This is a genomic window from Rhizobium rhododendri (assembly GCF_007000325.2).
Lineage (GTDB): Bacteria > Pseudomonadota > Alphaproteobacteria > Rhizobiales > Rhizobiaceae > Rhizobium > Rhizobium rhododendri.
Map to the genome: position 1 here is coordinate 1,214,101 of NZ_CP117268.1, position 25,787 is coordinate 1,239,887.

The 25,787-nt window shown below is 54.2% G+C and carries 17 protein-coding genes and 6 pseudogenes; 7 read left to right on the top strand and 16 right to left on the bottom strand.

The annotated features are described in order from the left end of the window. The first annotated feature begins 65 nt into the window (after positions 1-65). Entirely contained in the window at positions 66-1,103 is a 1,038-nt protein-coding gene (locus PR018_RS23335) for an IS110 family RNA-guided transposase (RefSeq protein WP_142832573.1), read from the top strand. A 249-nt stretch (positions 1,104-1,352) separates the two neighbouring features. Here PR018_RS23335 and PR018_RS23340 read toward each other — a convergent pair. Next, positions 1,353-1,849: pseudogene (locus tag PR018_RS23340) on the bottom strand (helix-turn-helix domain-containing protein); the annotation flags it as partial. 119 nt (positions 1,850-1,968) lie between these two features. Between PR018_RS23340 and PR018_RS23345 the strand changes: the two are divergent. Beyond that, positions 1,969-2,997, top strand: coding sequence for an IS110 family RNA-guided transposase (locus tag PR018_RS23345; RefSeq protein WP_279621443.1), 1,029 nt, complete (start codon positions 1,969-1,971; stop codon positions 2,995-2,997). A 470-nt stretch (positions 2,998-3,467) separates the two neighbouring features. On the opposite strand, the gene PR018_RS23350 is transcribed toward PR018_RS23345, so the two are convergent. The 7 genes from PR018_RS23350 to PR018_RS23380 form a co-directional block, all read right to left on the bottom strand. Continuing rightward, the gene (locus PR018_RS23350) at positions 3,468-4,655 is read right to left on the bottom strand and encodes an IS91 family transposase (protein WP_162854796.1); all 1,188 of its coding nucleotides are present in this window, start codon (positions 4,653-4,655) and stop codon (positions 3,468-3,470) included. Between the two features lie 4 nt (positions 4,656-4,659). Beyond that, the gene (locus PR018_RS23355; RefSeq protein ID WP_111220930.1) at positions 4,660-5,523 is read right to left on the bottom strand and encodes a tyrosine-type recombinase/integrase; all 864 of its coding nucleotides are present in this window, start codon (positions 5,521-5,523) and stop codon (positions 4,660-4,662) included. 984 nt (positions 5,524-6,507) lie between these two features. Further along, a complete protein-coding gene (locus tag PR018_RS23360) occupies positions 6,508-6,714 on the bottom strand; it encodes a KTSC domain-containing protein (protein ID WP_143123409.1) in 207 nt (68 codons plus the stop codon). Positions 6,715-7,588: 874 nt separating this feature from the next. Beyond that, the gene (locus PR018_RS23365) at positions 7,589-9,025 is read right to left on the bottom strand and encodes a hypothetical protein (protein WP_279621444.1); all 1,437 of its coding nucleotides are present in this window, start codon (positions 9,023-9,025) and stop codon (positions 7,589-7,591) included. A gap of 62 nt (positions 9,026-9,087) precedes the next feature. Beyond that, positions 9,088-10,380, bottom strand: coding sequence for a lipopolysaccharide biosynthesis protein (locus PR018_RS23370; RefSeq protein WP_142832512.1), 1,293 nt, complete (start codon positions 10,378-10,380; stop codon positions 9,088-9,090). Continuing rightward, positions 10,377-11,561, bottom strand: a complete 1,185-nt coding sequence (locus PR018_RS23375; protein ID WP_142832511.1) for a glycoside hydrolase family 5 protein — start codon at positions 11,559-11,561, stop codon at positions 10,377-10,379. Before PR018_RS23375 ends, PR018_RS23370 begins: the two co-directional genes overlap by 4 nt. Further along, entirely contained in the window at positions 11,558-13,063 is a 1,506-nt protein-coding gene (locus PR018_RS23380) for a GumC family protein (protein WP_161991039.1), read from the bottom strand. Before PR018_RS23380 ends, PR018_RS23375 begins: the two co-directional genes overlap by 4 nt. A 200-nt stretch (positions 13,064-13,263) precedes the next feature. Between PR018_RS23380 and PR018_RS23385 the strand changes: the two genes are divergently transcribed. Both PR018_RS23385 and PR018_RS23390 read left to right on the top strand, forming a co-directional pair. Then, positions 13,264-14,007: a WecB/TagA/CpsF family glycosyltransferase gene (locus PR018_RS23385; protein WP_161991038.1), complete on the top strand. Its 744-nt coding sequence runs from the start codon at positions 13,264-13,266 to the stop codon at positions 14,005-14,007. Next, positions 14,004-14,969 carry a glycosyltransferase family 2 protein gene (locus PR018_RS23390; protein WP_205470435.1) on the top strand — a complete coding sequence of 322 codons (966 nt, stop codon included), beginning with the start codon at positions 14,004-14,006 and terminating at the stop codon, positions 14,967-14,969. The genes PR018_RS23385 and PR018_RS23390 overlap by 4 nt, the downstream gene beginning before the upstream one ends. Positions 14,970-15,064: 95 nt before the next feature. Here the strand turns inward: PR018_RS23390 and PR018_RS23395 are convergent, their stop codons facing one another. From PR018_RS23395 to PR018_RS23410, 4 genes and pseudogenes are all read right to left on the bottom strand, one after another. Next, the gene (locus PR018_RS23395) at positions 15,065-16,900 is read right to left on the bottom strand and encodes a serine aminopeptidase domain-containing protein (protein ID WP_142832508.1); all 1,836 of its coding nucleotides are present in this window, start codon (positions 16,898-16,900) and stop codon (positions 15,065-15,067) included. Between the two features lie 309 nt (positions 16,901-17,209). Next, positions 17,210-19,033: a group II intron reverse transcriptase/maturase gene (gene ltrA, locus PR018_RS23400; protein ID WP_279621466.1), complete on the bottom strand. Its 1,824-nt coding sequence runs from the start codon at positions 19,031-19,033 to the stop codon at positions 17,210-17,212. Between the two features lie 208 nt (positions 19,034-19,241). Beyond that, the gene (gene ltrA, locus PR018_RS23405) at positions 19,242-21,065 is read right to left on the bottom strand and encodes a group II intron reverse transcriptase/maturase (protein WP_279621403.1); all 1,824 of its coding nucleotides are present in this window, start codon (positions 21,063-21,065) and stop codon (positions 19,242-19,244) included. Positions 21,066-21,164: 99 nt separating this feature from the next. Next, positions 21,165-21,737 (bottom strand): annotated as a pseudogene (locus tag PR018_RS23410) (transposase); the annotation flags it as partial. Between the two features lie 493 nt (positions 21,738-22,230). On the opposite strand from PR018_RS23410, the gene PR018_RS23415 reads away from it, so the two are divergent. Next, on the top strand, positions 22,231-23,244 hold the full coding sequence (locus PR018_RS23415) for a glycosyltransferase (RefSeq protein WP_161991036.1): 1,014 nt from the start codon (positions 22,231-22,233) through the stop codon (positions 23,242-23,244). A 115-nt stretch (positions 23,245-23,359) separates the two neighbouring features. Here PR018_RS23415 and PR018_RS23420 read toward each other — a convergent pair. After that, positions 23,360-23,685, bottom strand: a pseudogene (locus tag PR018_RS23420) (transposase); the annotation flags it as partial. Between PR018_RS23420 and PR018_RS23425 the strand changes: the two are divergent. Continuing rightward, complete coding sequence (locus PR018_RS23425; protein WP_153816500.1) at positions 23,632-23,772, top strand: hypothetical protein; 141 nt, start codon at positions 23,632-23,634, stop codon at positions 23,770-23,772. The pseudogene PR018_RS23420 and the gene PR018_RS23425 sit on opposite strands and share 54 nt — an antisense overlap. 159 nt (positions 23,773-23,931) lie before the next feature. Here the strand turns inward: PR018_RS23425 and PR018_RS23430 are convergent, their stop codons facing one another. Both PR018_RS23430 and PR018_RS23435 read right to left on the bottom strand, forming a co-directional pair. Further along, on the bottom strand, positions 23,932-24,336 hold the full coding sequence (locus PR018_RS23430) for a hypothetical protein (protein WP_142832479.1): 405 nt from the start codon (positions 24,334-24,336) through the stop codon (positions 23,932-23,934). Between the two features lie 175 nt (positions 24,337-24,511). Next, a pseudogene (locus PR018_RS23435) lies at positions 24,512-24,664 on the bottom strand (group II intron maturase-specific domain-containing protein); the annotation flags it as partial. Between the two features lie 66 nt (positions 24,665-24,730). On the opposite strand from PR018_RS23435, the pseudogene PR018_RS23440 reads away from it, so the two are divergent. After that, positions 24,731-25,225: pseudogene (locus tag PR018_RS23440) on the top strand (IS630 family transposase); the annotation flags it as partial. Here the strand turns inward: PR018_RS23440 and PR018_RS23445 are convergent. Next, positions 25,211-25,641 (bottom strand): annotated as a pseudogene (locus PR018_RS23445) (helix-turn-helix domain-containing protein); the annotation flags it as partial. The pseudogenes PR018_RS23440 and PR018_RS23445 sit on opposite strands and share 15 nt — an antisense overlap. Positions 25,642-25,787 lie beyond the last annotated feature (146 nt).

Here is a 25,787-nt window from a genome sequence, read left to right on the forward strand (position 1 = left end):
AATGGCTCGCCCCTCCCTCCCACATCGTGCATTTTGCATGGAGAGATTTAACAAGGAGCAGAGCAATGCAGATAGCTGTGTTAGGAATTGATCTTGGAAAGAATAGCTGCAGTGTGGTTGGACTTGACGAGCGTGGGCAAGTCGTACTTCGGCGACGGTTGCGTCGAGAGGGTGTCATCAAACTCGGCTCAACTCTGCCGACGTGCATAATGGCGATGGAAGCGTGCTGTGGCGCCCACCATGTTGGTCGCCAACTTCAGTCTCAAGGTCATGATGTTCGTCTGATGTCACCCGAATATGTGCGTCCTTACATAAAGGCTCAAAAGAATGATGACCGCGACGCAGAGGGAATAGCGGAAGCGGCTACGCGTCCGACGATGCGTTTCGTCGAAATCAAGGACGAAAACCAGTTGGATATGCAGACCCTCCACCGTGCGCGTGACCGTCTCGTCGCGGAACGGACTGCTTTGATCAACCACCTGCGGGCGATCCTCTTGGAGCGCGGCCTTACCGTTCCGCAAGGTCGTCGTAAGCTCGAGATCTGGCTTGACATGAAAACTGATGAAGGAAAGCCCGCCCTCAGTCGCCGGACAATAACCCTCATAGCGGATATGCGTGCGCAGTGGAGTGAGATGGACCGCCGCATCGCAGCATTTGACGATGAATTCAAAGCCCATGCCCGGTCTGATCAGCCATGCCGGCTTCTAGCCACTATCCCCGGCATTGGACCTCTGAACGCAACTGCGTTGGTTGCGTCAGTTGGGTATGCGCAATCCTTTGGACGCGGCAGAGACCTGGCGGCTTGGCTAGGCCTTGTGCCACGACAGATAACAACCGGGGGAAAACCGAAAGTACTTGGTATCACCAAACGAGGAAATGGATATCTAAGAAAGATGCTCATCCACGGCGCGCGCGCAGCTCTTCCAATGCTTTCCAAATCTGAGACGCCTCTTGGCGACTGGTTACGGGGTCTACTTGGTCGCCCTCACAAGAACAAAGTGATCGTTGCACTCGCAGCAAAGTTAGCGCGTATCGTGTGGGCTGTGTTGCAAAGCGGCCGTCCCTACAAAGAAAACGGCTTGGGTTCGGTAATCCAAGCATAACCAAATAATCAGCAACGATCGCCGCTGGCGGACGCTGCTGAAGATATCTGCATGTGGTTGTGAAAGATGGCCTGACTGTCGAACGGCATTTCGAAATCCTGGTTAAAAAAATGGCGCAAGCCGCCGAGGAAGTTATGAGGATCGAAATGCGCGGAGCTCCATCTTGGCCAGGGTTTTCCCTGAGACCGGATACGTTGGCGCAGACTTGTTCAAACATCGATCATAAAGCGCTTGCAGACGGGGCGAGCCATACGTTTTTTTAAACTCCTCAATGGCTTGTGGGTCCTGCTCATGATGTTTCGGTCGTGCGGCCAGCTTGCGATAACCAAGGGCACGCACCTCCCGGCTCAGCGTCTGTTGGCTCACCGAGACACGAAAATCTTCCCAGAGCCATTGCGCCAGATCACACAGTCGCCAGCGCACGACCCCGTCGAGATTGGGCGTCGGACCCGCTCAATGGCCTTTGCCAGCGCGGCCCGCTGAACATCGTTCAACCGTGACCGGGGTCCTGGAGCCTTGCCATCGATCAGCCCCTCGGGGCCATTGGCATTGAACCGCAAGACCCAGTCGCGCACGATCTGCAGCGTCACATTGCCCAGCCGCGCCGCATCCGAGCGTGAGCCTCCCTCATAGATCGCGGCAAGTGCCAAAAGACGACGCGCTTGACCCGCATGCTTGCTTTGGCGGGCCAGACGCCGAAGACTTTGAGCGTCAAAATCTGCACGTAATGAAATCCCCACTCCCATCGCAAACCTCCAGTTTGTGCCAGAGATTCAGATGGGGTGGTTGCCGCCCTCCCGAGACGGCATCGGAATGTGCCAAGATGTGGTGTTGTGACCACTTAGCGGAAAGGACGGCAACCGTTATGAACGATACGATGATTGGCGTGGATTTGGCAAAGAATGTCTTTCAACTGCACGGTGCTTCGATGAGCGGGCAAGTCAGGTTTCGAAAGAAGCTGTCACGGCAGAACTTTTCCAAGTTCATGGCGGAACACCCACCGGCGTTGGTGGTGATGGAGGCCTGCGGCAGCGCGCATTACTGGGCACGTGAGATGGTTAGGCTTGGCCACGAAGTGAAACTGATCGCGGCGCAATATGTACGGCCGTTCGTCAAGCGGCAGAAAAACGATGCGACGGACGCGGAGGCTATCGTAATTGCGGCCCAGCGACCGGAAATGCGCTTCGTGGAGCCAAAATCCGCGGATCAGCAGAGCCGAGCGATTCTGTTTCGGGCTCGAGAACGACTCGTCCATCAGCGCACAGAATTGATCAACGCGCTGAGAGCATGCCTTTATGAATATGGCCATGTTGTTCCTCAAGGTCGTAACCACTTCAAGCGTATTGAAGAGATTTTGGACGGGCTAAACAGCGACTTGCCTGTGTTGATGCTTGAAGAATGCCGCGACTTGTTGAAACAGATCGCTGAGAAGACGGCTCGCATCGATGAACGGACCGCAAAGATCAAGGCATTGTCGGCTGAAGCTGACACGGCGCGGCGCTTGCAGACCATTCCTGGCGTTGGCCCTTTGACAGCCTTGGCGATCGAAGCCTTTGCCCCGCAAATGGAGAACTTCCGGCGTGGCCGTGACTTCGCCGCATGGCTCGGCCTTGTGCCACGTCAGTTCTCGTCGGGCGGCAAACAACGACTGGGACGCATTTCCAAGTCTGGGCAGTCTGATATCCGCAGGCTGCTAATTATTGGGGCAATGACACGCCTGAACTGGCTGGGCCGGAAATCCATACCGGAAGGATCGTGGTTGGCGCGCATGCTCGCGCGAAAGCCCCGAATGTTGGTCGCGATCGCACTGGCCAACAAGATGGCGCGCACGGTCTGGGCATTGCTGACAAAACATGAGGATTATCGAGTTCCGGCACAGGCGCCAGCAACATGATGAAGGTGTTGCAGGTAACCTAATGTCGGAAAAAGGGGTGTGAGAAGGCGACGACCCGAATGGGCAAATGATCGAAAAGATCTGGATCGGGAAAACCAGCCTTGAATCATGAGCAGAAGAGCTCGGGATTCTGGAGGGTTATTTGAGGTCGCATGGGACGGTGCGGCGGGTTCGGGCGACCTCATGTAAGCCGGATTGAACTAAGACGCGGGTTGTTTGACGCTGCTATGGGGAATTGAGAAGTGGCCCTATGTCGGCAGAGCCGGAACCATGCCGTCCCGATTGCTCCGAGGGTGTCGCTGATCCTGAGAATCGACATTCCTGAGCGTTTTGCCGGAGACCTTGCAGACCTGTGGGCCAAATGTACCGGGATCTGACGCGGTTCGGTCTTGCTGGGGTCGAGCGATATCGATCGCCGGCACAGCGGCGAGCGAGTGGGAATATGCTGTAATGTTTGCGGTTGTCTGACATCATGAAGTATCGCACCAGAAGGATGATGGCCGAGGCGGTGAAACAGGCGCGACGGTGACGCCAGTTCGACGCATGGGGTGCTGGCAATCGGGGCATTCGAAGGAATGGGCCTGTTGAGATTTTGTCGAATGGGATCGCTCGCCTATCGGTGATAGTTGGCCGAGGAGGCTTCTGCAGAGAGCGATACGATCGCGCCGGTGACAATTGGCGAGAAAGCCAAAGTGGCGCATGCGGTGGAAGCCATCCGGAAGCACATGAAGGAGAAAGCGCCGGATGAACTCGTGGGGATGAAGACGCATGATCTTCTCACGGTCGCGACCGTTTCCACGATAATCCTTCCATCGGAAGGCGACATGGTCGTCATCGACATGGACGATGCGGCTGTTTGCGATGGCAACACGATGGGTGTAGCGGCCAAGATAGGCGAGCACTTGATCCGGACCACCGAATGGCGGCTTCGAATAGACCACCCATTCGATGCTGCGAGCGCGGGCAAGATGGCGGGCGAATGTCTTGTTATCGTTGAGATGAGCGAGTTCGTTGAAGAATTGCAGCTCGTCTTTGGCAAAGGCATCAGCGAGAGCTGTCAGGAAAAGCCGGCGAAACAGACGTGACAGCACGCGAACGGGCAGAAAGAAGCCCGATCGGCAATTGATCCACCTTGTTCGATCGGGTGAGAGGCCTCCACCCGGTACGACACAATGGACATGGGGATGGTGGGTCATGGCCTGGCCCCAGGTGTGGAGCACAGCGGTTACACCGATCTCTGCGCCCAGCCACTTGGGGTTAGCTGCGATGGTCTGCAGGGTCTCGGCCGAGATCCGCATCAATAATGCATAGACGACCGCCTTGTTCTGGAAGGCGATCTCAGCGACACCACGTGGCATCGTAAAGACGACATGGAAATAGGGGACCGGCAAGAGATCGGCGATGCGAGCATCGACCCATTCCTTGCGAGCAGCTCCCTGACACTTTGGGCAATGACGATTGCGGCAGGAGTTATAGGAGATGCGGGTTTTGCCGCACTTATCGCAGGCATTGACGTGACCGCCAAGCCTGGGTGTCCGGCAGGCTTCTATCGCTCCCATGACACGTCGTTCGCCGCGGCCAAGATGACCGGCGTTCTCGCGTCTGTAAGGGCCACCATGCCACCGAAAGATGTCGGCGACTTCGAAGGCGGGACGCAACCTGCTACGCTTCCGGCGGGGTCACCTCCAATCGCAAACGGTCAAGGGGACTGGCGGTCGACCTGATGGTGTCGGTGGACACCTGTGCATAATGCGCAGTGCTGGATAGATAGGCATGGCCAAGCAAGACCTGGATGATCCGGATATCGGTGCCATTCTCCAGAAGGTGCGTTGCAAAGGAATGCCGCAACGTATGGACGGTGACCCGCTTTGAAAGGCCAGTAGCGGCAACCGCTGAACGACAGGCGGCGTTCAAAACGGTCGGTTCGATCGGCCTGTCGGCATCGCGCCCTGGAAAAAGGAACCCGGTGGGTCGCGATAGACGCCAATAACTGCGTAAAATGCCCAGCAGCTCGTTTGACAGCATGACGTATCGGGCTTTGGCGCCTTTGCCATGACGAACATGGATCACCATCCGGGAACTGTCGATATCCTCGATCTTCAGACCACAGACCTCGCCGACCCTGAGGCCAGCGGCATAAGCTGTGGTCAGCGCTACACGCGCCTTGAGACTGGAGACGGCCTCAAGAAATTGGGCCACCTCGTCCGCCGACAGAACAACGGGGATCTTGCGGGGTTTGCGCGCGTATGGAATCCGCTCAGGGACATCGTCTTGGGCCAAGGTAATGCCATAGAAAAATCGGAGAGCACACACGATCTGATTTAACGATGCCCACGATATCCCCGTCGAGACAAGGTGAACCTGGAACGTGCGAATGTCGTCGAGATTAAGCCGATCAGGTGATCGGGAGAAATAGCGGCTGAACTTCCGGACTGCACTGATGTAGGATCTTTGGGTCGCCGGGGACAAATTGCGGATCGTCATGTCCTCAATCATCCGGCGGCGAAGAGGGCTTATCTCAGCCATCGGGGCCTCCTGTCTGAAGGGTGGGTTGCAACACAACCATCCTCTCAGTCAGGGCGCTCTCGTAAAAGCCCGCCGCAAATCGCCGCGATCAGCGGCTTAGTTCAATCAGATTTGGACCCGACCCGCAGATCACCATACCGGCCAGCGGCTTCTGTAAACGCCGTATCTACAGGCCTCACAGAAGACCGCACTCGATCACATGACCTTCGGTTCAAAGACTTCTTGCATCACGGGCGGCAACCACAGAAGATTCATCGCCTTTTGGTAAGCCCAAGAGTCGAACTCAGCGAGGGCCCGTAAAACCGGCAAGCTTCGAACCGCAGCAACGTCCTTTGGAACGAGTTTGTCGACCCGAGAATGTCAGCTCTTTCGGTCGCTAAATGGGAGTGACGACGAAAATAGTCGGGAAAGACCCGATCCCTTGCTAACGACGCCCAATCGCCTCTCTTTCGACTTATCGACGGGTTAACCAGTTCGGAAGAGCGATGGCCAGCGCACGACGCGATCGAGATAGGGAGTTGGGCCCTTTCCATGGTCTTTGCCAGCGCCGCCCCCTGAGCATCGTTCAACCGCGATTTGGGCCCGGGAGCCTTGCCATCGATCAGCCCCTCTGGGCCATTCGCATTGAACCGCAAGACTCAGTGCCGCACGATCCGAACGGTGACATTGCCAAGCCCCGCAGCGTCCGTACGCGAGCCTCCGTCAAAGATCAAGGCAAGCGCCAAAAGACGACGCGCTTGCGCTGCATGCCTGCACTGGCGGGCCAGACGACGAAGACGTTGCGAATCAAAATCCGACCGCAATGAAATCTCTGCCGCCATGACAACCTCTCGTTTGCAACAGAGATTCTGATTAATCGCGTTTCAGGAAGCCCATGAGTCAAATTCATCGGGGAGGCGTATTACAGAACTATTCGAACACTCGTCTCAGGGTAGGACAAATGTAGCCCGGCTGGGCCACGCTCTTATATTGATGCTAATCGGTTCACAAGTCCGCGCGTTGGTACTGCCTTTTAATCAGCTTTACATAATAGGAGCCCGGAGACACCGTTGCCTGGAGGTCATCTACAACATATTCCGGAACATCGACAAACTCGCCGCGGCGACCGTTGTTAAGAAACACAGTCAACTGTTTCGATTTCGGGTCATAGTTTACAGAATGAAGCAGCTTCGAGTTCAGACGGACTTCCATTGCAGTTCTCCTAGAATCATCAAGATAGGTTATGCTGCAGTGCAAAAAAGTCAACGGTGTCATCGCCCAGCCGTTCTCCCGCGTCCCTTAAATGGCCATCAAATTTTACACCTGCTTTGTTGTCACTGCTCTCCCGAGAGTTGATACGCCTTCATATCCGCTCGTTCACAGTATCCTTACGCGGAAGGCCGCGGAATTAGCTCGCGCGCGGGTGCACGGGCTGATGTATGGTAGGGCTGGCCGAGGTCTACCTGCGCGCGGATCCGACGGAAAAGCTCGAAGCCCTAATAGCAGGATAACAGCGGCAGCCCCACCGACCCTACAACCAGGTAAGTTCAGGCCGCCAGACAAGCTCATTGCTATGCTACTGGAGCAGCGCCGCCGGTAGAATTATGCTGAGTAAAAAGATGCCGGATCCTGGGCTAACCCTTGCCTTGCTGCTCAGGACTCCGCATAATTTTATGCACCGCATAACAGCGCATTGCGTATATCCCTCGAAAGCCAGACCTTGACCGTAGTCCCCATCGGAAACGGGTTCACCGTAAGGTCTCCAGTCCTCACATGATCTGGATCAGAGCCTCCACGTCGACATCGCGGTCCACGATAACACGGTGGCCGTTTGCGCTGACAACCTCAATCCGCCTTGTTTGCGGCAACGATCCTGCTGCAGGCCCTATCTGTGGAACAAGCAGCCCCCGATAAAGCCCACGTCAGCCGAAGTTTCCAACTGCCACGCTCGTGCCAGCCGTCGCCATTCATGTAATTGCGAACGAGAAATTCCATGTCGCCGCGCCGTTGTCGCACACAAGCCAGGTTCCAGATAGCTCTCGGCGTATAGCCCCAAATCAAAACACGGATACGGTGAGGTGTGTTGTCATATCGCGTCCCTCATCTTCGAGCCGAGTCCCACGCCAACGAGCAGCATGCAACTACCTAGGGCCAGAGGAGCGAAATAAGCTTCTTCCTGAAAAGCCGCATTGGCAGTAATCACCCAAAGGGCGACGAAGCCAAACAAGTAAATCTCCAGACGAGTCTCCAGATACGTTCTCCAGCACCAAAGCCCAAGCGCAAGCACGGCGCCAATCACGAAAAAAGCACCAACGCCTACCTGGTATAACATAACTCCGATCGTGCTCTCGACCGGAACGCTTGTGGCTCCGGTTGCCTGCGCCAGCTGCCAATCTACCGCTGAGCCCTGAACTGAGACCACACCACCGCTCCCAAGACCATGCCCAATCGGATTTGCGACAAACTCACGAAGTCCAGACATAAGGCCCAAAACATGATAGTCTTGCGACCTGATACCAAGTACTGTTGTAAGAGCGACATAAATTACGAGCAGGCCTGCGAATGGTATCAGCAAGGACTTCGGTCGAATAATTCGAACGACCAGTTGCGCCACAACGAACAGAGCAAAGAGCACCAGAGCTCCTTTTGATCCAGCAAACAACATAACTGGGACTGCGAACACAGGGACCCAACGGATGCGATTGGCGAGCAACCAAGCATTTAGAATCGACAGCGCATATCCGAAACTGATCGGATGAAAATTGGGACCACTGAGACGGAATACTCTGATCGCGTCTTCCCCTGCACCAGTGATATTAAATAAGGGCACAGTCATAAAGTCTTCAATTCCACGCAAGACATAGCCCGTCTCGTCGAGCTGCTTGGCGTAAAGGCCGCTCATGATGTCGTCCTGCATTCTCAGTGAGATGTAGGTGTCGCCGTTGAACAGTGAAAGAAATTTAAGCTGAAATATCAGTTCACAGTATCCGTATATGACAATGAGAAAAGTGCAGACGACTACCGTTGGCAAAAGCGCGAGCCTGAAGCGGAAGCTGCAAACGACAGCAACATAGAGACATGCGATCGGCGTTATAAAGTTGCGCAGATAGATGACTGCATCCTTCCCATTGCCGACGGCTAGTCCGACCACGAAATACGCGACGATGACGGCAACTACCAACCATGTTGCGTTCAGAATGCGATGAACTTCCGTCGTATAGTCGCGTGGCTGCGCCAAGACGGATATGACGCAGTAGCCAAAGGCCGTCATGATGATGATGAAGTTCAGAGCTCGCATCATGTCGAACTGTGCGGTATCTTCGATGTAACCTGCGGTGAACGCAACAAACGTATTCTGAAATAGGAGCGAAAATATAATGATGGCGGGTAGAGAACGGGGCGTGAAATAAGCAGCAAGCAGTGTGGCGCACATGGACACGGAAAATGCCAAGATAATGTTGACCATCATCATCATGACGCCCAGTGCCACGATTGAGGCGGCAACCACGAGATCCACCAGCACGCGCTGTGTGCTTGCACGCAGATCAAGCGACGAAGCAGACCGCGAATCCGAACATGAAGTACTCACAGGGCTGCCTTTTTCCAAGACGGCGCGGTCATCTTTGTGCCGTAGCTGTGATAAAGACTGGCAAGCGCGGCAGCGTAGGCTAGTCCAACGGAGATAACTGCAGCATCAGCGGTAAATCTGCCAAAAGCCAACGCGATCGCGACTGCAAATATCATAACGAACATAGCCAGAAGATTGGCTCTCGCGACAGCACGACTGTCTCTTGCAATGGACAACGCAGCTTCCAGAGGCGATGCGACTATCATTGGAATGGCGGCCAACGCCCAAAGCCTTGCGGCAGATGCTGCAGCCGTGCCGTTGTCACCGTAAAAGATCTTCAGAAAGACTGCAGGCCATAGCAAAATAGCAAGGGTCGGAACGATACATAGCAACAGCAAAGTCAGTTGCATGATCTTGACGTGATGAGGCAAGACGCCCGTGCCGTGCTCGTCGCATTGCCTTGCCATACGCGAGCGTTCCGTATCAACGACCGCATGCAATATTAGGGTGATTGGACGAACAAGCGTCCGCGCGAATGAGAATATCGCAACCGATGAAGGCCCTGATACTACACCTAGGAGTAATTGAGCACCGCTGGTCGCAACCAGCAGCGCAAGACTTGCTGTCATGTACTCCAGCATAGATCTCCTATGCCGCGTAAGAGATGCAAAATTTTCCCACGAAAAGTTAGCCCGGGTGAGGAGCCATATTGTCAGCACGACGGATGAGATACCATATCCCGTGCTAATCACAATTGCCCCGGCGGTTGCATTCAGAGCCCAAACAAAATGGATAAGCAACAGTCCCGAAAGCGTCACGGTCGCGACGCTCGCCGCATTGACAAGAGCTAATCCGGGGCGGCCCATCAGGTAAAGTGCTTGACGCAGGAAGAGGAAAAGAGAGCCGCAAAAAGCCATTGGCGCAGCCAAAGTCGTAGCGAAGCCTAAGTCTTTGCTAAACGGCAAGATGCCAAAGCCTAAAACAAAAAGAAAGATTGAACAAAGCCCAGTAAAGCTCACGTTAAGCACTATGAAGCTTCCGAACGTTTGACGATCGAGTTCAGGGCGCGGGCAACCAGCGGTCAGAGGCAGAATAACAACTGCCCGCTGCAGGGCTTCAATGAGCATCCATAAGACGAGACCGATGGCGACAATACCCGTCTCGTGAATTCCGATCTCCCGTGACATAATGGCCATAGATGCCAAGCTGGTCGCAGCGACGATACTTTGCTCTAAAACGCCCACCAGCCAGTGCCGGTTCGCATTGAACTTCTGGAAAACGTATTCTTGTAGCGCCCATTGCTTGGTCATCGGCGACCGCCCGTCAGCGCTTTGACAATTTGCATATCGATACTTTTTGCATCGCGACGATCACTCATGAAGCCAAACGCCTGATCCATGTCCCAGTGTGTCCAACCGAAATCGTTGGCTTCCGCAACGGAGCGAACGGTCTGCAGCCATAAAGCGCGATCATTTGGAGGCGCCGACCAGCGCAGCACTCCGAATTCGTTTATGATGACCGGCCATCCGGTTTTGCGTGACCATTCTTTAAGTTTGGAAAATTCGTCAATAATACGCGAGCGATCCCAAGTCACAGAGGTCTCGCGATCAATCATCTCGACAACATCGGCCTGTCCTTCTCTCTCCATGGCAGATCGCAGCTGATCTATGGACGACATGCCTTTTGTCGAGGGAAAGGGAAAATTTCGGATCTTACTCAATCCATCATTTGTCCAGGTTTCGCCTTGATGAGTGAAGATCATGGGGTAGTAGAAGTGAACAGCGGCAATGGCATTCTCGTCATCGGGCCCGGTGTCACCGACAGTTTCTTCGATTGTCTGGTAGTTCGCAGAGGACCAAATCAACGTATGACTGCTAAGTTTGCTGCGGATAGCATCAATTAGTTTCTGCCGTAGTTCTGGCCATTGAGAAGCCGGGAGTTGTGGCTCGTTTAGAACCTCAATAAGGGTCGACTCTGGGTTGGACATAGCAGCGAGAGGCAACAACTCACGCCAGGCCGAATCCACAAGTTTACCTCCGGAGCGATAGTCACTCTTGAGGACATCAGAGATGGTGCCGCTTGGATGCATATCGATCATGATGCGCAAACCGGAGGCCTCGATAACAGCAAAAGCCGTTTCCAACCCACGCAGAAACGCTCTCCGATCTGCCCCGGACTTCAGCAATTGACCGGGGTCGACTGGCAGGCGCACGGCCTCAAATCCTAATTTCTTAAGTGCTGCCAGAACATTTGCAGACGGTAGTCTAGCCTGATCAGCACTCGTGTCAGCGACACCTGGCAGATTGAAACCGCGTTTAAAGTGAGTGAGACGATTGACGCTGACAGCACTACGAGCGGCTCCTATGGATCCCGGAGCAAGGGCAGCGGCCGTCAGCCCACCCAGCATTTGCCGACGCGATATGTTAACCGATGCCCTGGGTGGAGCGGACTGTGGTGATGAAGGGTCAAACCGGTCAGAAACCATGTTCATAGCGGCCTATCGCCAAGCGCTCGGCGGTTGCCGGCGCTTCGTTGAGCGCCGCTATCTGGGTTTGGTAGATAATCGAGCAGGCTCGGACGCGGCGGTTCGGCAGTTTGCTGTCGAGACGGCTTTATCTCGACTTTTACGGGCGCCTGCCTCGGTCGGCCTTGCAACAAGGCTAGAGTAATGCCGATCGCCAAGCCAATAAATCCAGCGACGCCTAAAATTGCTGGAATTTTCGGCCACGAAGCCGCGGTTGGAGGTACGGCGGCGCTTAGAATTTCCGCATCCGCGCGCGCGGTGGTCTGTTGTTCGCCCGTCTCACGGGAACGCTGCAGATACTCTTCCAACACTTTGCGACGCGCGTCAGCTTCCCGCTGCAGGGCTCTGATCGTAACCTCCGATTGCCGTGTTCGATTCATTTCCTTTGTCAAGGCATCAACTTTGGCGTTAAGCGTGGCAACGTTTCGGTTCGCGACATCAGACTCCAATTTTGCAGAGCCAACGGCACGCTGCACTTCCGCCTGCATCTGGCGCCGAAGGCCGTCGAGCTCCATTCGTAACCCTTGAAGGGTGGGATGACGCTCACCCAAAGTACTTTCCATACGGTCGAGTTCGGACGATTTCGCATTGTAGAGCGTTCGAAGCTGCGACCCAGTGACAGAATCGACAGCTGTGAAGTCTGCGTTTCGACTTGCGCTCTTGAGCTGCTGAAAGCGCGCCTCCGCAGCCGCTGCAACAGAGGTCGCGGCCGATAGCTGCTGACTTGCTTGAACCAGCTCTGACTCAGAAAGCGCCGGACCGTCGTTTACGTTGACATAACCCTGTGAAACTTTGAAATCTTCAACTGCACGTTCGGCGGAATCAACGCCGGACCGCAATTCCCCCAGGCGACCCTCAAGATCGGAAGTCACTTCTTTGGCATTGCTCTTTTTTTTAGAAATCTGTTTCGCGATATATTGATTGGCCACAGCGTTTGCCAGCAAGGCCGATTTTTCTGCATTTTTAGATTTAAAGTCGACTGTCAGAATATATGTGAGCCCACGGCGGCTCACCGTCAATCCTTTGATGAACGCGTTGTATGCCACCTCCTCGCTGGTTGGCTTGGTAGTGCTAGACGATATCAATTTGGATATAAGGCCCCGATCGGAAAACTCCCCATCTTGTGCCAGCTTGAGGTCACGAAACAATGGCAATAGCAACTGACGCGATCCGATGACTTCAACCTGACTTTCCACCGTAGCTGCATCCATACCCGCCCCGCCAACCACAGGATTGGAGGGGTCTGTCGTGGATTGCCTCGGGTTAATTAACAGAACCGTCTCAGCGACGTATGTCGCTGGAGTGAGACCGATATATGCTATTCCGCCAAGAAGGCACAACCCAAAGGCGGCGCCAACCGTAAGGCGCCGCAACCAGATAAGATCGAGCAATTGCCGGAGATCCAGCAAACCCCCATCGGGATCTGATGACTGCTCTTTGCGCCGAACAGGAGCTGCCTCGTCGTTCAACTCAATCCCTCACCCTTGTGGAAAATAACGTACGTGGCTTGCTATAGGCATTGCTTGATTGTTGACATGGGAACTCTGAAATAGCGTTAATAGCTAAAGTCTTTTCTATTAGGGTTAATGCGTCTTTAATAGTGCAACATCTCCAGACTTTTGCTAAAAAGTCAGCAATGTGGAGCCATAGCAACAGGTAAATGTGTACTATGAGTAAGACGGTCGTCGCTGGCATCCCGACCAGCACATTGGGACGGCCAAGCTTGGCACACATGGTTTTTGCCGAGCCCTCCGAGAGGGACGGACCGCGCATCCCCCGGCTGCTATTCGATATCAACGGACATGCCATCGCGCTCTATTACTCGGACAGGAATTACCGTGCAGCGCTTGATAAGGCAGACGTTGTGCATGCAGACGGTCAATCAATTGTTTTCGCCTCTCGCCTTCTCTGCTCCCTGCCGATTGAGGAGCGAACGGCCACTACGGATATTATTCACGATTTTGCAGCTGAGGCGGTTAGAACCCATCAGTCTTTCTTCCTACTTGGTTCGGATGAAGAGACCAATGCTGCCTGCGCGGCCAAGCTTCAGGAACTTTATCCCCGACTGAAGGTCGCTGGGCGCCGGAATGGATATTTCGGGACCCAGGATGAAGACGCTATTTTCGACACCATAGAAGCGAGCGGTGCAGATATCGTATGGGTTGGTCTGGGGAAGCCGCTCGAGCAGATCTTTGCTGCGCGCGCACGCGCACGGTTGACTTGTAGTTGGATCATCACCTGTGGTGGCTGCTTTAATTTCATAACCGACGAGTATAAACGTGCTCCCAAATGGGTTCAAAATTTCGGTCTCGAATGGTTACATCGTCTGATCAAGAGACCGCGTAAGCTGTTTTGGCGCTACGTTGTCACGAATCCGATTGCGACTTACTGGATTTTGAAAGCTTCACGATGATTGATCCGCAACTTCAAGATGATTTGTCGCAGGCGCCTTTCTTCTCAATCGTTATTCCTGTTTACAATAGATCAAAAATAATAGCGCCTTCCCTTAAGTCTGTATTGGATCAGGACTATCAGGATTACGAATGCATTATTGTAGATGATGGCTCTACCGATTCCGACGATCTTGTTTCAGTGATCAACGGCTTCGCCGATGCACGCCTCAAGTATTATCGTCAAGAAAATGGTGGGGCCAGCGTTGCACGGAATACAGGCGTAAATTACGCAAGTGGACAATACATCGCGTTTTTAGATTCTGATGATAAATTTCTCCCCCAGAAGCTCACCCGCGTGGCAGAGGTTCTCGGAATTCACCCTGAAGTCGCGGTGTATTCTCGAAGTTATGTTGATCGTGGCGTTGGTCGATTCTGGCTCCGTCCTGACCGCGCTATCGGCGAACAGGAGGACATGGGGGAGTATTTATTTGTCCACAATCAGTTCGTCTTCACATCTACCCTCGTTCTGAAACGCTCTCTCGCTTTGGCATTTCCATTTGACGTCGATTTGCGCCAGGTGGAAGATCCCGACCTCTGTTATCGCCTCTCCTTAACTGGGGTGAAATTCCACATGATCGATGACCCTCTGACGATATGGTCAGATATCACAGGCCAAGGACGCCTATCTCAGGAGGTGAACTCGCAATCGCCCTTCATTTGGCTTGAAAAAATGCGGGGCACCTTGTCGAAGCGTGTTGAAAGGGGTTATCGCGCAACGATATTGGCGAACTATCTGGCACCGCATAGACCATTTCTGGCAGCATACGATATCGTGGTCGGAGTTCTTCTTTCTGGCGTGCCCTTTGGGGTAGGGGCGCGGCAGGCAATGAGAAGCTTCCTTCCCCAGAAATTCTATCGACGCCTAGTCAATCACTATGTGCGCGCGCGCGGGCGGGTTCGTGATAACAAGTCCCCCCCCTAGCGATCCCACCCGGCTACCAAATTAGCACGCTCAAGCAACGAGGCGAGTTCTCGCAGCTACACTGGATCGATCAATTTGGCGCGTCCATTGAACGTTCAACCGGCCTCACGTACGAGCCGCTCGATCTCACTTTGAAAAACAGCGCGAGCCTGGGGTGTCAAGAGGTTGTGGTCTGCGTCCTTTACGATTTGGAACTTGACAGCGGGAAATAGCCGCAGCCGTTCAGAATCCACGTCGAAATGTTGGTAGAAGTAGTTCAGTCCTATATCTCCGTCGCTGAAAATAAACGACAAACCAGCACCGCGGTCGTAAACCCTTTTCATATCTCTATGTATAACTTGATGCGCATTGGACAACATCGACAGTTTTTCCAATATTGGGCGGAGGATCCCCATGCATCGCATCTTCAACAGTCCCAGGATGTTGAGGACGCCTCGCTTCAGGTTAACCCTCCCCGTCAAAATCTTTTCCCAACTCTTTAAACTGAAAGCTTTGGATTTATAAGCGTTAAGCGGCTTTGGAACAAATAGAAGCAAGTCCTCCAAAGACTGACGGGGATCCCAGCGTAAAACGTGGGCGTTGGCAATGACAGCGCCGGCAAGTTGCTCATTTCTAACGAGCGATCGAAACGCTGTGTATCCACCGCTGCAACGCCCAGCTAAAATAATGCGTCCAAGCTCCAGTGTCTCCATAAACGCAACGGCGGCGTCTACATCATCGAGCTGGGTTTCGGAGTAGATCACCTGATCTGGAGCGCTTGGCAGAGCCGGACTATCGCCGACATTCGCTGCGTCGTATCGAAAAGATGCAATCCCGACCGCAGCCAAATCGCGTGCGAGCGCTGTCATGCTCCGACCCCAACCGGCAGCCCTTTCGTAGGACGTGTTCAGGAGGAGGACGCTCACCTTCTGTCTTTGACCCTTGCTTGGCTCGCAAACAATACCGAAAAGACGGTTATTGTCTCCAAAGCGCACCGGTGTCTCACTAAAAAGGGCCCCATTGAGCGGTGTAACGACGACCTCTTGCGGCTCGCTTAGTAGTTCGTTCGTGATTGTCTTCTCGAACGAACCGACCCACTTGACGAGTTTTGCCATAACCACCAACGGGGGTTTTGAGAGGGTAAGGTTATTCAACATCTCATCAAACCCCTCATAAGGGTGAGCCTCGACGTCTTTGCCTTGTTCAAGCAAATGCTGATTGAATTTAAACTGGGCTGGGCGATCATGCCTGGCCGCGAGAAAATAGTGTCCGACGGGCGGCACAGGACTACGGTTTAAATCGACGCCTTTTATACTAGCAAAAAGTCTCGGCGCAACTTCCTCGCCACCTAGCGTCGGCAGATCGCTTGCGGCAGCAGCCTTGCCCTCGGTCATCCTCGACAAGACCAAGACCTCACGTGCGTAGGCGTGCCCAGATATAACCGGCGCTAGCAATGCGACGCCAGCAATCCCTGGCACCCTCAACGACGTCTTGTAAGCCAAGGCTGCTCCCAGCCCTTGACCAACAACAATTAGGTGACGGACACCAGACAAGTTTCTAAGCAGTTCACACGCTTCACAGGCGCGATCTACCCACAGCTCCAAGTCGTTAGCTTCGGCATTTTGGTCGAGTGCGTCGCCCGTACCAGGATAATCGAAGCGAAAGCTTGGTATGCCCTTTAATGACAACTGCTCAGCCAACATCCGCCACATTTTCCGCATGGCTATTTCCTCAAAGCCCCAAGGCGAGAGGAATAATACGGCGACTTTCTGGGTGGATGGCCCAAGTGGCGCCTGAAACAACCCGATTGTATCCGCAAAAATAATGGGTCTTGCTGCCTGGCCAACGTGCGAAATTGGATGCTGCGACCCGGCCGACGGGCCGACGGCGTAATGGTCGCCGCCAGTTTTTATAATCTTTTCGCAGCTCAAGGATTTAGTTTCACTGATCATAGCAATCTAACACAGCCATTTGCCTTAAATCCGACATTACCCGTACACTTATCTCTCTCATCGCACATGTGATTTATCGGTGCTTGCGCAGTAGATGGGCGATGTGAACTACATTCTCCAACCACTACTTCTTCAAACTCAAATCTTCTCCGCAAGATCTCCGCAGAACCTGCAAATGATTTTCAAAATCGACATTAATAATCATTCTCATGAAGATATTTATTTTCATTTAAATATCGAGATGATGATTCGGTCCCGGTAGGGACGATGGTTGCCCAGCGCCCCCCGGCCAGATCCTTACGTGCGGCACTACCGCATACGGCTCCTATCGGTTGTTTTGACGGTGAACCGCGCATCTGGATGCGGATGGAACAGCCGACATGGCGGAAGGTATTTACGAAGCAGCCTTTGGTAACGATCCAAAGACATGCGGTTTCGCTGGCTTCGACGCATCAGAGCGTGTAGCCAGGCGCGACCAACTTCCCAGCGGAACCCTCCCAATCTTCTCAGATTGTCGGGCACCGCATGGTAGTTCAAATACCCCTGTAACATTTGCCTTAGCCACCGACCTACTACAGCCACGGGTTCATGGCGCCGTCGCATTAGCGTTTCCCGAATGGCCGCCAGCGTCGTGCGCATTCGCTTCTTAATTGTCAGACGGACAATCTTGAAGCCTCCATCATTGCGCCGCCTGCCGCAGCAGTGCGTGAATCCCAGAAAGTCGAAAGTCTCTGGCTTGCGGATACCACGTTCCCGGCATTGTCGCGCAGCATACCGCCCAAAGCGTATCAGCCGCGTCTTTCCCGGGTGTAGTTGCAAGCCGAACTGAGCGAGACGCTCCCGCAATGCTTGCAGAAAGCGCTGCGCCTCTCCTTCGTACTGGAACCCAATCACGCTGTCGTCGGCATAACGTACAATGATCACGTCGCCTTTAGCGTATCGAGTACGCCACTGCTGGACCCATAAATCCAATGCGTAATGCAGATAGATATTCGATAGCACGGGGCTAATTACAGATCCTTGGGGAGTTCCTCGCGTCGATGCCACGCGGCGGCCATCCTCAATCGTGCCCGCTTTCAACCATTTGTAGATCAGACGTATCAGCCGGCGGTCACCAACTCGATGCGACAGGAAACGGAGCATCCACTCGTGATCGATTTCATCGTAAAACGAGCGAATATCCGCGTCCAATATCCAGTTGATCTTCCGCTTGTCGATCCCAACCCACAAGGCGTCCAGCGCGTCATGCTGTCCCCTTCCTTGTCGGAACCCGTATGAGAAGCCGAGGAAGTCTTGCTCATAGATCGCGTTCAGAACCGTGGACACGGCCATCTGCACGACTTTTTCTTCCAACGCTGCAATACCGAGTGGACGGAGTCTTCCGTCATTCTTCGGAATGTAGACCCGTCGGGACGGTTGTGCACGATACGCACCGGACTGAATCTCCCGATGTAGTTCGTGCACGCGCCCTTCGAGTGTCTTCTCATAGTCGTACCACGTCACGCCGTCCACTCCACTCGCCGCCTGCTTGCGAAGCGCATGAAAGCTCTTCACCAATAGCGTCGGAGTGATGTGGTGCATCAGCGCCGTGAAACGCATCTTCGGGTTCCGTTTGGCGGCTTCCCGTACACCTTCGATCCCCATCGAAGCGTGTTTTATCCGGCTCTGCGTCCGGCACGCTGGAGTCTCGACGGCGTTCCCTCCGATTACACCCCTTCCCTCCATTGCCTCCGCGAGATCATCTCCTTTGTTCGGCAACTTCTGCAGTACTATGGGCGTATCCGACTTCTCATCAGCGTCGATGACTGGCTTGTGGTCAACGACCTTCCCAGTCCCGTCCAGTCCATTCGCACTGGACACTGATGAGATCTCGCTGCTTCCGTATGAAAGACTTCCCGGCATGCACAGGGTCTCCGACCGCGCGGGATCGGGACATGGCTTGCGATTGACGCCATGCACCGTGTTGCCTTCCGCTTCGCTTAACAGCGTCGGCATCCCGAATTGATCATTTCGCGGCTCAATGGCCGGCCTGCCGGTTTCCCCTGTCAACGCTTCGACGCACACCTCGCGATGTGCCCCGCATGACTCGGGGTCAGAGTGATTCGCCACTTCTTCTCCGTGTTGAACTTTCATCAACTATCTTTCATCGGCTTTGCAGCCGCACTAAGCGCCAATTTCGGCGCACCTTCTGAAGCGAAGCGCTTTGAGGCATGAATTGCACACGGAAAGATCAGACCGTCCTAAAACTTGAAAAAATCAAGCGTTACGCGGAATTGTTTTGATGGTCCCGGTAGGGACGATGGTTGCCCATCGCCCCCCGGCCAGATCCGTACGTGCGGCACTACCGCATACGGCTCCTATCGGATGTTGTGACGGTGAACCGAGCATCTGGATGCGGGTGCAGCAGACGACATGGCGGCAGGTACTTGCGAAGCAGCCTTTGGAAACGATCCCAAGACAGCCGGTGTCGCTGGCTTCGACGCATCAAAGCGTGTCGCCAGGCGCGACCAACTTCCCAGCGGAACCCTCCCAATCTTCTCAGATTGTCGGGCACCGCATGGTAGTTCAAATACCCCTGTAACATTTGCCTTAGCCACCGACCTACTACAGCCACGGGTTCATGGCGCCGTCGCATTAGCGTTTCCCGAATGGCCGCCAGCGTCGTGCGCATTCGCTTCTTAATTGTCAGACGGACAATCTTGAAGCCTCCATCATTGCGCCGCCTGCCGCAGCAGTGCGTGAATCCCAGAAAGTCGAAAGTCTCTGGCTTGCGGATACCACGTTCCCGGCATTGTCGCGCAGCATACCGCCCAAAGCGTATCAGCCGCGTCTTTCCCGGGTGTAGTTGCAAGCCGAACTGAGCGAGACGCTCCCGCAATGCTTGCAGAAAGCGCTGCGCCTCTCCTTCGTACTGGAACCCAATCACGCTGTCGTCGGCATAACGTACAATGATCACGTCGCCTTTAGCGTATCGAGTACGCCACTGCTGGACCCATAAATCCAATGCGTAATGCAGATAGATATTCGATAGCACGGGGCTAATTACAGATCCTTGGGGAGTTCCTCGCGTCGATGCCACGCGGCGGCCATCCTCAATCGTGCCCGCTTTCAACCATTTGTAGATCAGACGTATCAGCCGGCGGTCACCAACTCGATGCGACAGGAAACGGAGCATCCACTCGTGATCGATTTCATCGTAAAACGAGCGAATATCCGCGTCCAATATCCAGTTGATCTTCCGCTTGTCGATCCCAACCCACAAGGCGTCCAGCGCGTCATGCTGTCCCCTTCCTTGTCGGAACCCGTATGAGAAGCCGAGGAAGTCTTGCTCATAGATCGCGTTCAGAACCGTGGACACGGCCATCTGCACGACTTTTTCTTCCAACGCTGCAATACCGAGTGGACGGAGTCTTCCGTCATTCTTCGGAATGTAGACCCGTCGGGACGGTTGTGCACGATACGCACCGGACTGAATCTCCCGATGTAGTTCGTGCACGCGCCCTTCGAGTGTCTTCTCATAGTCGTACCACGTCACGCCGTCCACTCCACTCGCCGCCTGCTTGCGAAGCGCATGAAAGCTCTTCACCAATAGCGTCGGAGTGATGTGGTGCATCAGCGCCGTGAAACGCATCTTCGGGTTCCGTTTGGCGGCTTCCCGTACACCTTCGATCCCCATCGAAGCGTGTTTTATCCGGCTCTGCGTCCGGCACGCTGGAGTCTCGACGGCGTTCCCTCCGATTACACCCCTTCCCTCCATTGCCTCCGCGAGATCATCTCCTTTGTTCGGCAACTTCTGCAGTACTATGGGCGTATCCGACTTCTCATCAGCGTCGATGACTGGCTTGTGGTCAACGACCTTCCCAGTCCCGTCCAGTCCATTCGCACTGGACACTGATGAGATCTCGCTGCTTCCGTATGAAAGACTTCCCGGCATGCACAGGGTCTCCGACCGCGCGGGATCGGGACATGGCTTGCGATTGACGCCATGCACCGTGTTGCCTTCCGCTTCGCTTAACAGCGTCGGCATCCCGAATTGATCATTTCGCGGCTCAATGGCCGGCCTGCCGGTTTCCCCTGTCAACGCTTCGACGCACACCTCGCGATGTGCCCCGCATGACTCGGGGTCAGAGTGATTCGCCACTTCTTCTCCGTGTTGAACTTTCATCAACTATCTTTCATCGGCTTTGCAGCCGCACTAAGCGCGCATTCAATGCGCATTGGCGCGACCCGTTTGAGCGGGGCGCTTTTCGGCCACTCGTATGGATTAGACAGCAGCGGTCTTGGCGAAGTTGAACGGTAAGCAGGTCGGTGATGTCGGCGTCGGTTGGACGCTGCGGCAATTCCGTGAGGAGTTGGCGCAGATACGCCAAGGGCTCCACGCCGCAGGCGCGACAGGTCAGCATGATGCCGCAGACGACAGCACTGGCCCTGGCCTCCGTCCACGGTGTCACTGAACAGCCAGAATTTTCTTGCAGGCAAAAATCCTGATATTGCGTTCGAGGAGGTTGTTGTCTATCGGCATCCTGCCGTCTTCGGTGTAGCGCGTCAGGTAGGCAAGCACCTGATCTGGGCCGTCGAATGGGGGCTTTGAATAGACCACCCAATCGATGCTGCGAGCCCGGGCAAGATGGCGGGCGAATGTCTTGTTATCGTTGAGATGAGCAAGTTCGTTGAGGAATTGGAGCTCGTTTGTGGCAAAGGCTGCAGCGACAGCTGTCAGGAAGCGCCGGCGAAACAGACGTGACAGCACTCGAACGGGCGGAAAGAGGCCCGATCGGCAATTGATTTACCTTGCTCTGTCGGGTGAGAGACCTCCGCCAGGCTCGACGCAGTGGACAAAAATGCTGAAAGCTCCGTATCCCAATCCGCCATATCGCGCCCCAAAAGTGAGAGCGCAACTCATCTCAAACCAGGCTTGCCCCAATCTGCCAAAGTAGTGCTAATCCATGCGATATACCACGCGGGACCAAGGGGTGCGGCAAAATTTTAAGCTTTTCGCGTGCTCTGAAAGCGAAGTAACATTGACGGCCGCGATTGATCACCAGAAACCTACGTACCGTGTGCCTTCGCTCTCGGAGAAGCTCCAAAATCAACAAGATCGAAGTTAGACTGAGGCTTTTTTCTGTTTTTGGTTCACACTCTTCATTCGTCAGTTTTGCATCGGCCGCAGCCTTCACAGCGCGCAAACGATATTCCTTGTTTTCAGTGCATAGACGTTGTCGTATGGGTCGAAACACAGCTAGCAATCAAAGCAGGAATGTTATCTGAAAATAGAGATTTGAACAAAACGCTACATTATGCTCATTGAGAGTAAAGGGAGAAGATCGCGGATGCGTTGGATAGTTATTACACCTTTTACACACACTAAGGATGTTGGTTGGATTCCGTCACACATCAACAACACGAAGCATACCTTTGAAGCCGTTGAGGCTACCTACCATCATGACAGATCGCGAAGTTCAACCAGCGCGCGAGAGTGGCTGGATTACGGTCATCACGCCTTTTTAGCCTGGATAAAGGCGATGAGGCATGGAAGCGACGACGTTGGCTTCATCACAAGTTTTCCGCAGCTTCCTGTTTTTCTAGGGCTCTTTAAACGCCTCTCTTTCTCGCGACGGCCTATCATAGCATGGACCTTTAACCTTGGTCACACCTACGGTGGTTTTAAAGGTTTTTTCGCCCGGTTTGCTCTTCGGGGAATAGACCTATTTATTGTCCATTCATCTGCTGAAATTACTTCTTATTCAAGGTGGCTAAAATTACCGCCAGATCGCTTTTTGTTCGTGCCATTAGCTATTACACCAGTGGAAAATATCGAAATTTCAGAGAGCAACGATCCATTTGTACTTGCTATGGGAACCGCTAACCGGGACTATTTCTCTCTCGTTCAAGCTGTAGAAGAATTGGGATATAGAACAATAATTGTTTCTGGTAGCCATGCCGTTGCCGGACTAAATATCCCATTTAACGTGGAGGTGTTAAGTGGCATTTCGCTTGCTGAATGTCATCGACTGGCCGCGCAAGCAACTGTAAATGTTGTCCCGATAAAAGACGAACACGCTGCATCCGGCCAGGTCACGTTCCTTGAAACAATGATGTTGGGTAAGGCGATTATATTAACGAGCTGCGCGGGCACGCGTGATTATGTTGAAAGTGGAATCAATGGTATTCTCGTCGCTCCGAATGATATTGACGCTCTAAAACGTGAAATAGCGAAGCTTTGGCTGGATCCCCAACTTAGAACCATTATAGGTACAGAGGCGAGAGCGATGGTGTTATCGAGCAATACGATACCTTCTCACGCGAAATTTATGCTTGATGTGTTAGAGAGGTACATCAAATGAGTTGGTCTCATTCTCCGCCAAAGAAGAACCGATAAATAGCTTAACCGTAAGATGTTTTAGCTCGACTTTGCACATTATGCGGCAAAGTAAAGCGCCTGATACCAACGAGCGCTGATCATGACCGATGCGCCCACTGACGATGCCCGATGGACATGATTTTCCGCGGTTGGTCGACGAGCTTGTTCCAGGCTTGGCAGCAGTGCGCGACGATGTCGTCATAATCCTTGAAGATGCGGTTCGACGGCCATTTGTCGCGTATGAAGAGCCAGTGGTTCTCAACCGGGTTAAGCTGGGCGATCTCGGCGGTAGAAACATCAAGGTGATGTTATCAGGGATCTTTAGCTTCGGCGTCGTATGCCGACCCGCCTGGTCGAGAATGAGAACGGCATGCGCTCCATTATCGACGGCAAGGCTGATTTCGTCGAGATGCTGCTGCATGGCGCCCCAACAGAGTCACACATCGCGCTCGTTGGTATGAGCGATGCGTTGAAACAGTCCGGGCGGTATTTTATACATTTCCGGGTTTGACGGTGAGTGTCGATTAGGATCGCCGCTCCACAAGACGAGGCGGACGACAACGATTGCATCTGTAAGAGTCTGTTCAAGAAAGCGGGTATCGAGCGAGCCTCTTGTCATGAGCTTGATCATTGCTGTTTGGATGAAGGCTAGGCTTGTGGCCGAGAAACGCTAGAAATGCTTTGCCATTCGGCGGTTTATGCCGAGCCAAGCCAGCGTTCGTTCGACAATCCATCGCTTCGGTAGCACCTGGAAACCGGCCTGGTTTCGTTTGATAATCTCCATCGGTCGCGGGCTGGCCTCTTCTACCGTTGTGCCCTGATAGCCGCCGTCGCCACAGATTTTCTCGATAAAGGGAAAACGGTTGGCGAGGCTGTCGAAAACAAGTGCTGCTCCATCACGATCCTGAATTCCTGCATTCCTGCCGAGTAGACCTCGGCTTTCAGAAGCATGCCAAGAGTATCGACCAGAATGTGCCGCTTGCGGCCCTTGATCTGTAGAGTCGAGGACGGGCGCGGTGGCGAAGCCCCGTTTCCCGTCCCCGCTCATCAAACCGGACGTGCGGATTTCCCGCATCCGGCTTTCCGACTGGCTTCATCGTAAGGCCCACCGCGACGACCGCCCGCTCGCGTCGAAGGCTCAGAACGGCCAGTTTCCCGTAGACATGCTCACGGGAAAACCGGTCCGTCCCACGCCCTTGCACTTTGTGTCGTTGTCGGAGGAAGTGCCGCGTCCGATCATAGACATGCTGATCGACGGCCTCGTATGTGGACGCCAGAGCGCCGTAGGAAAAGTAGGCCGACCATCCGCGCAAGAGGCGGTTCAATCGTGCCCTGACCTCATCCCAAGCACCCTTGTTACCCGGCACCAAAAGTTCGCCAACCTTCAGCTTGACCCTCTGCACACTCTTCTTGGACGGGCTTGCTCCCAGATACCAGCGCCCTCCGTTGGGCAGGTGGCGCGGTCCCAGGACGAGACCCGGATCGGTCAGAAGAACAAAATCACCCGCCGATGGGCAAAGCGAGGAACTCGGCCGTCAGCCCCGCATGACCAGCGAACCCGCTTTGCCTATATCTTCGGTGCCATTTGCCCCGAGCCCGGCAAGGCGGCGGCGTTGGTCATGCCCTGGTGTGATACCCATGCCATGACCCAGCACCTGGCAGAAATATCCCGTCATGTGGCCGATGACGCGCATGCCGTCCTCATCATGGACCAGGCGGGATGGCACATGTCCAACAACCTTGTAGTGCCTGCCAACATCTCGATTTTGCCATTGCCGCCGAAGTCGCCCGAGCTTAACCCGGTTGAGAACCTCTGGCTCTTAATACGCGAGAACTGCCTGTCGAACCGTATCTTTAAATCATACGACGACATTGTCGCTCACTGCTGCGATGCTTGGCGAAAGCTCGAAACCCAGCCGTGGCGCATAATGTCAATTGGGCGCCGAGAATGGGCAAATGGGTTCTTGATCGTCGAACCAGCGCTGGCGCTGCTCCAAGACATCGGGCCGGCTCTGTTCTATCGCGTGGCCAGTCTTTTTTTACGCGTCTGGCCGTGCCGGACAAGGAAGCGGTGCAAGGCCGACTTGCTGATCGTGATGCCTTGCTCCGCCAACGCGTCGCGGAGTTCAAACAAGGTTCCGTCCCGGTGTTCGGCAAGCCAGGCCATGATCTGTTCCCCATGCGCCTCGGTATTGCGGGAATTGCGATCCCCGCCAAGCGGGCCAGGTCGCACATCACCCTGCCGCAGTTGCAGATTTCGCCAGCGACTGACGCTTGCGGCACTCACACCGAAACGTTCGGCGGCTTCTCGATGCGTTGCACCAGCAGAAACCGCAGCAACAACACGAACGCGCAGATCGACAGAACGGAATTTTGACATATCCGCCGACCTCCATCGGCAGATAGCTTGAATCAGACCCGGACCGATTTGCAAAGTCCCAAAGATTCAATCAGTCAGGGAACCGCTCTAGTACTACAGTTGCATTTGATGGCGTGTTTTGTAGTGTAAGTTCATTGCGGAAGCCT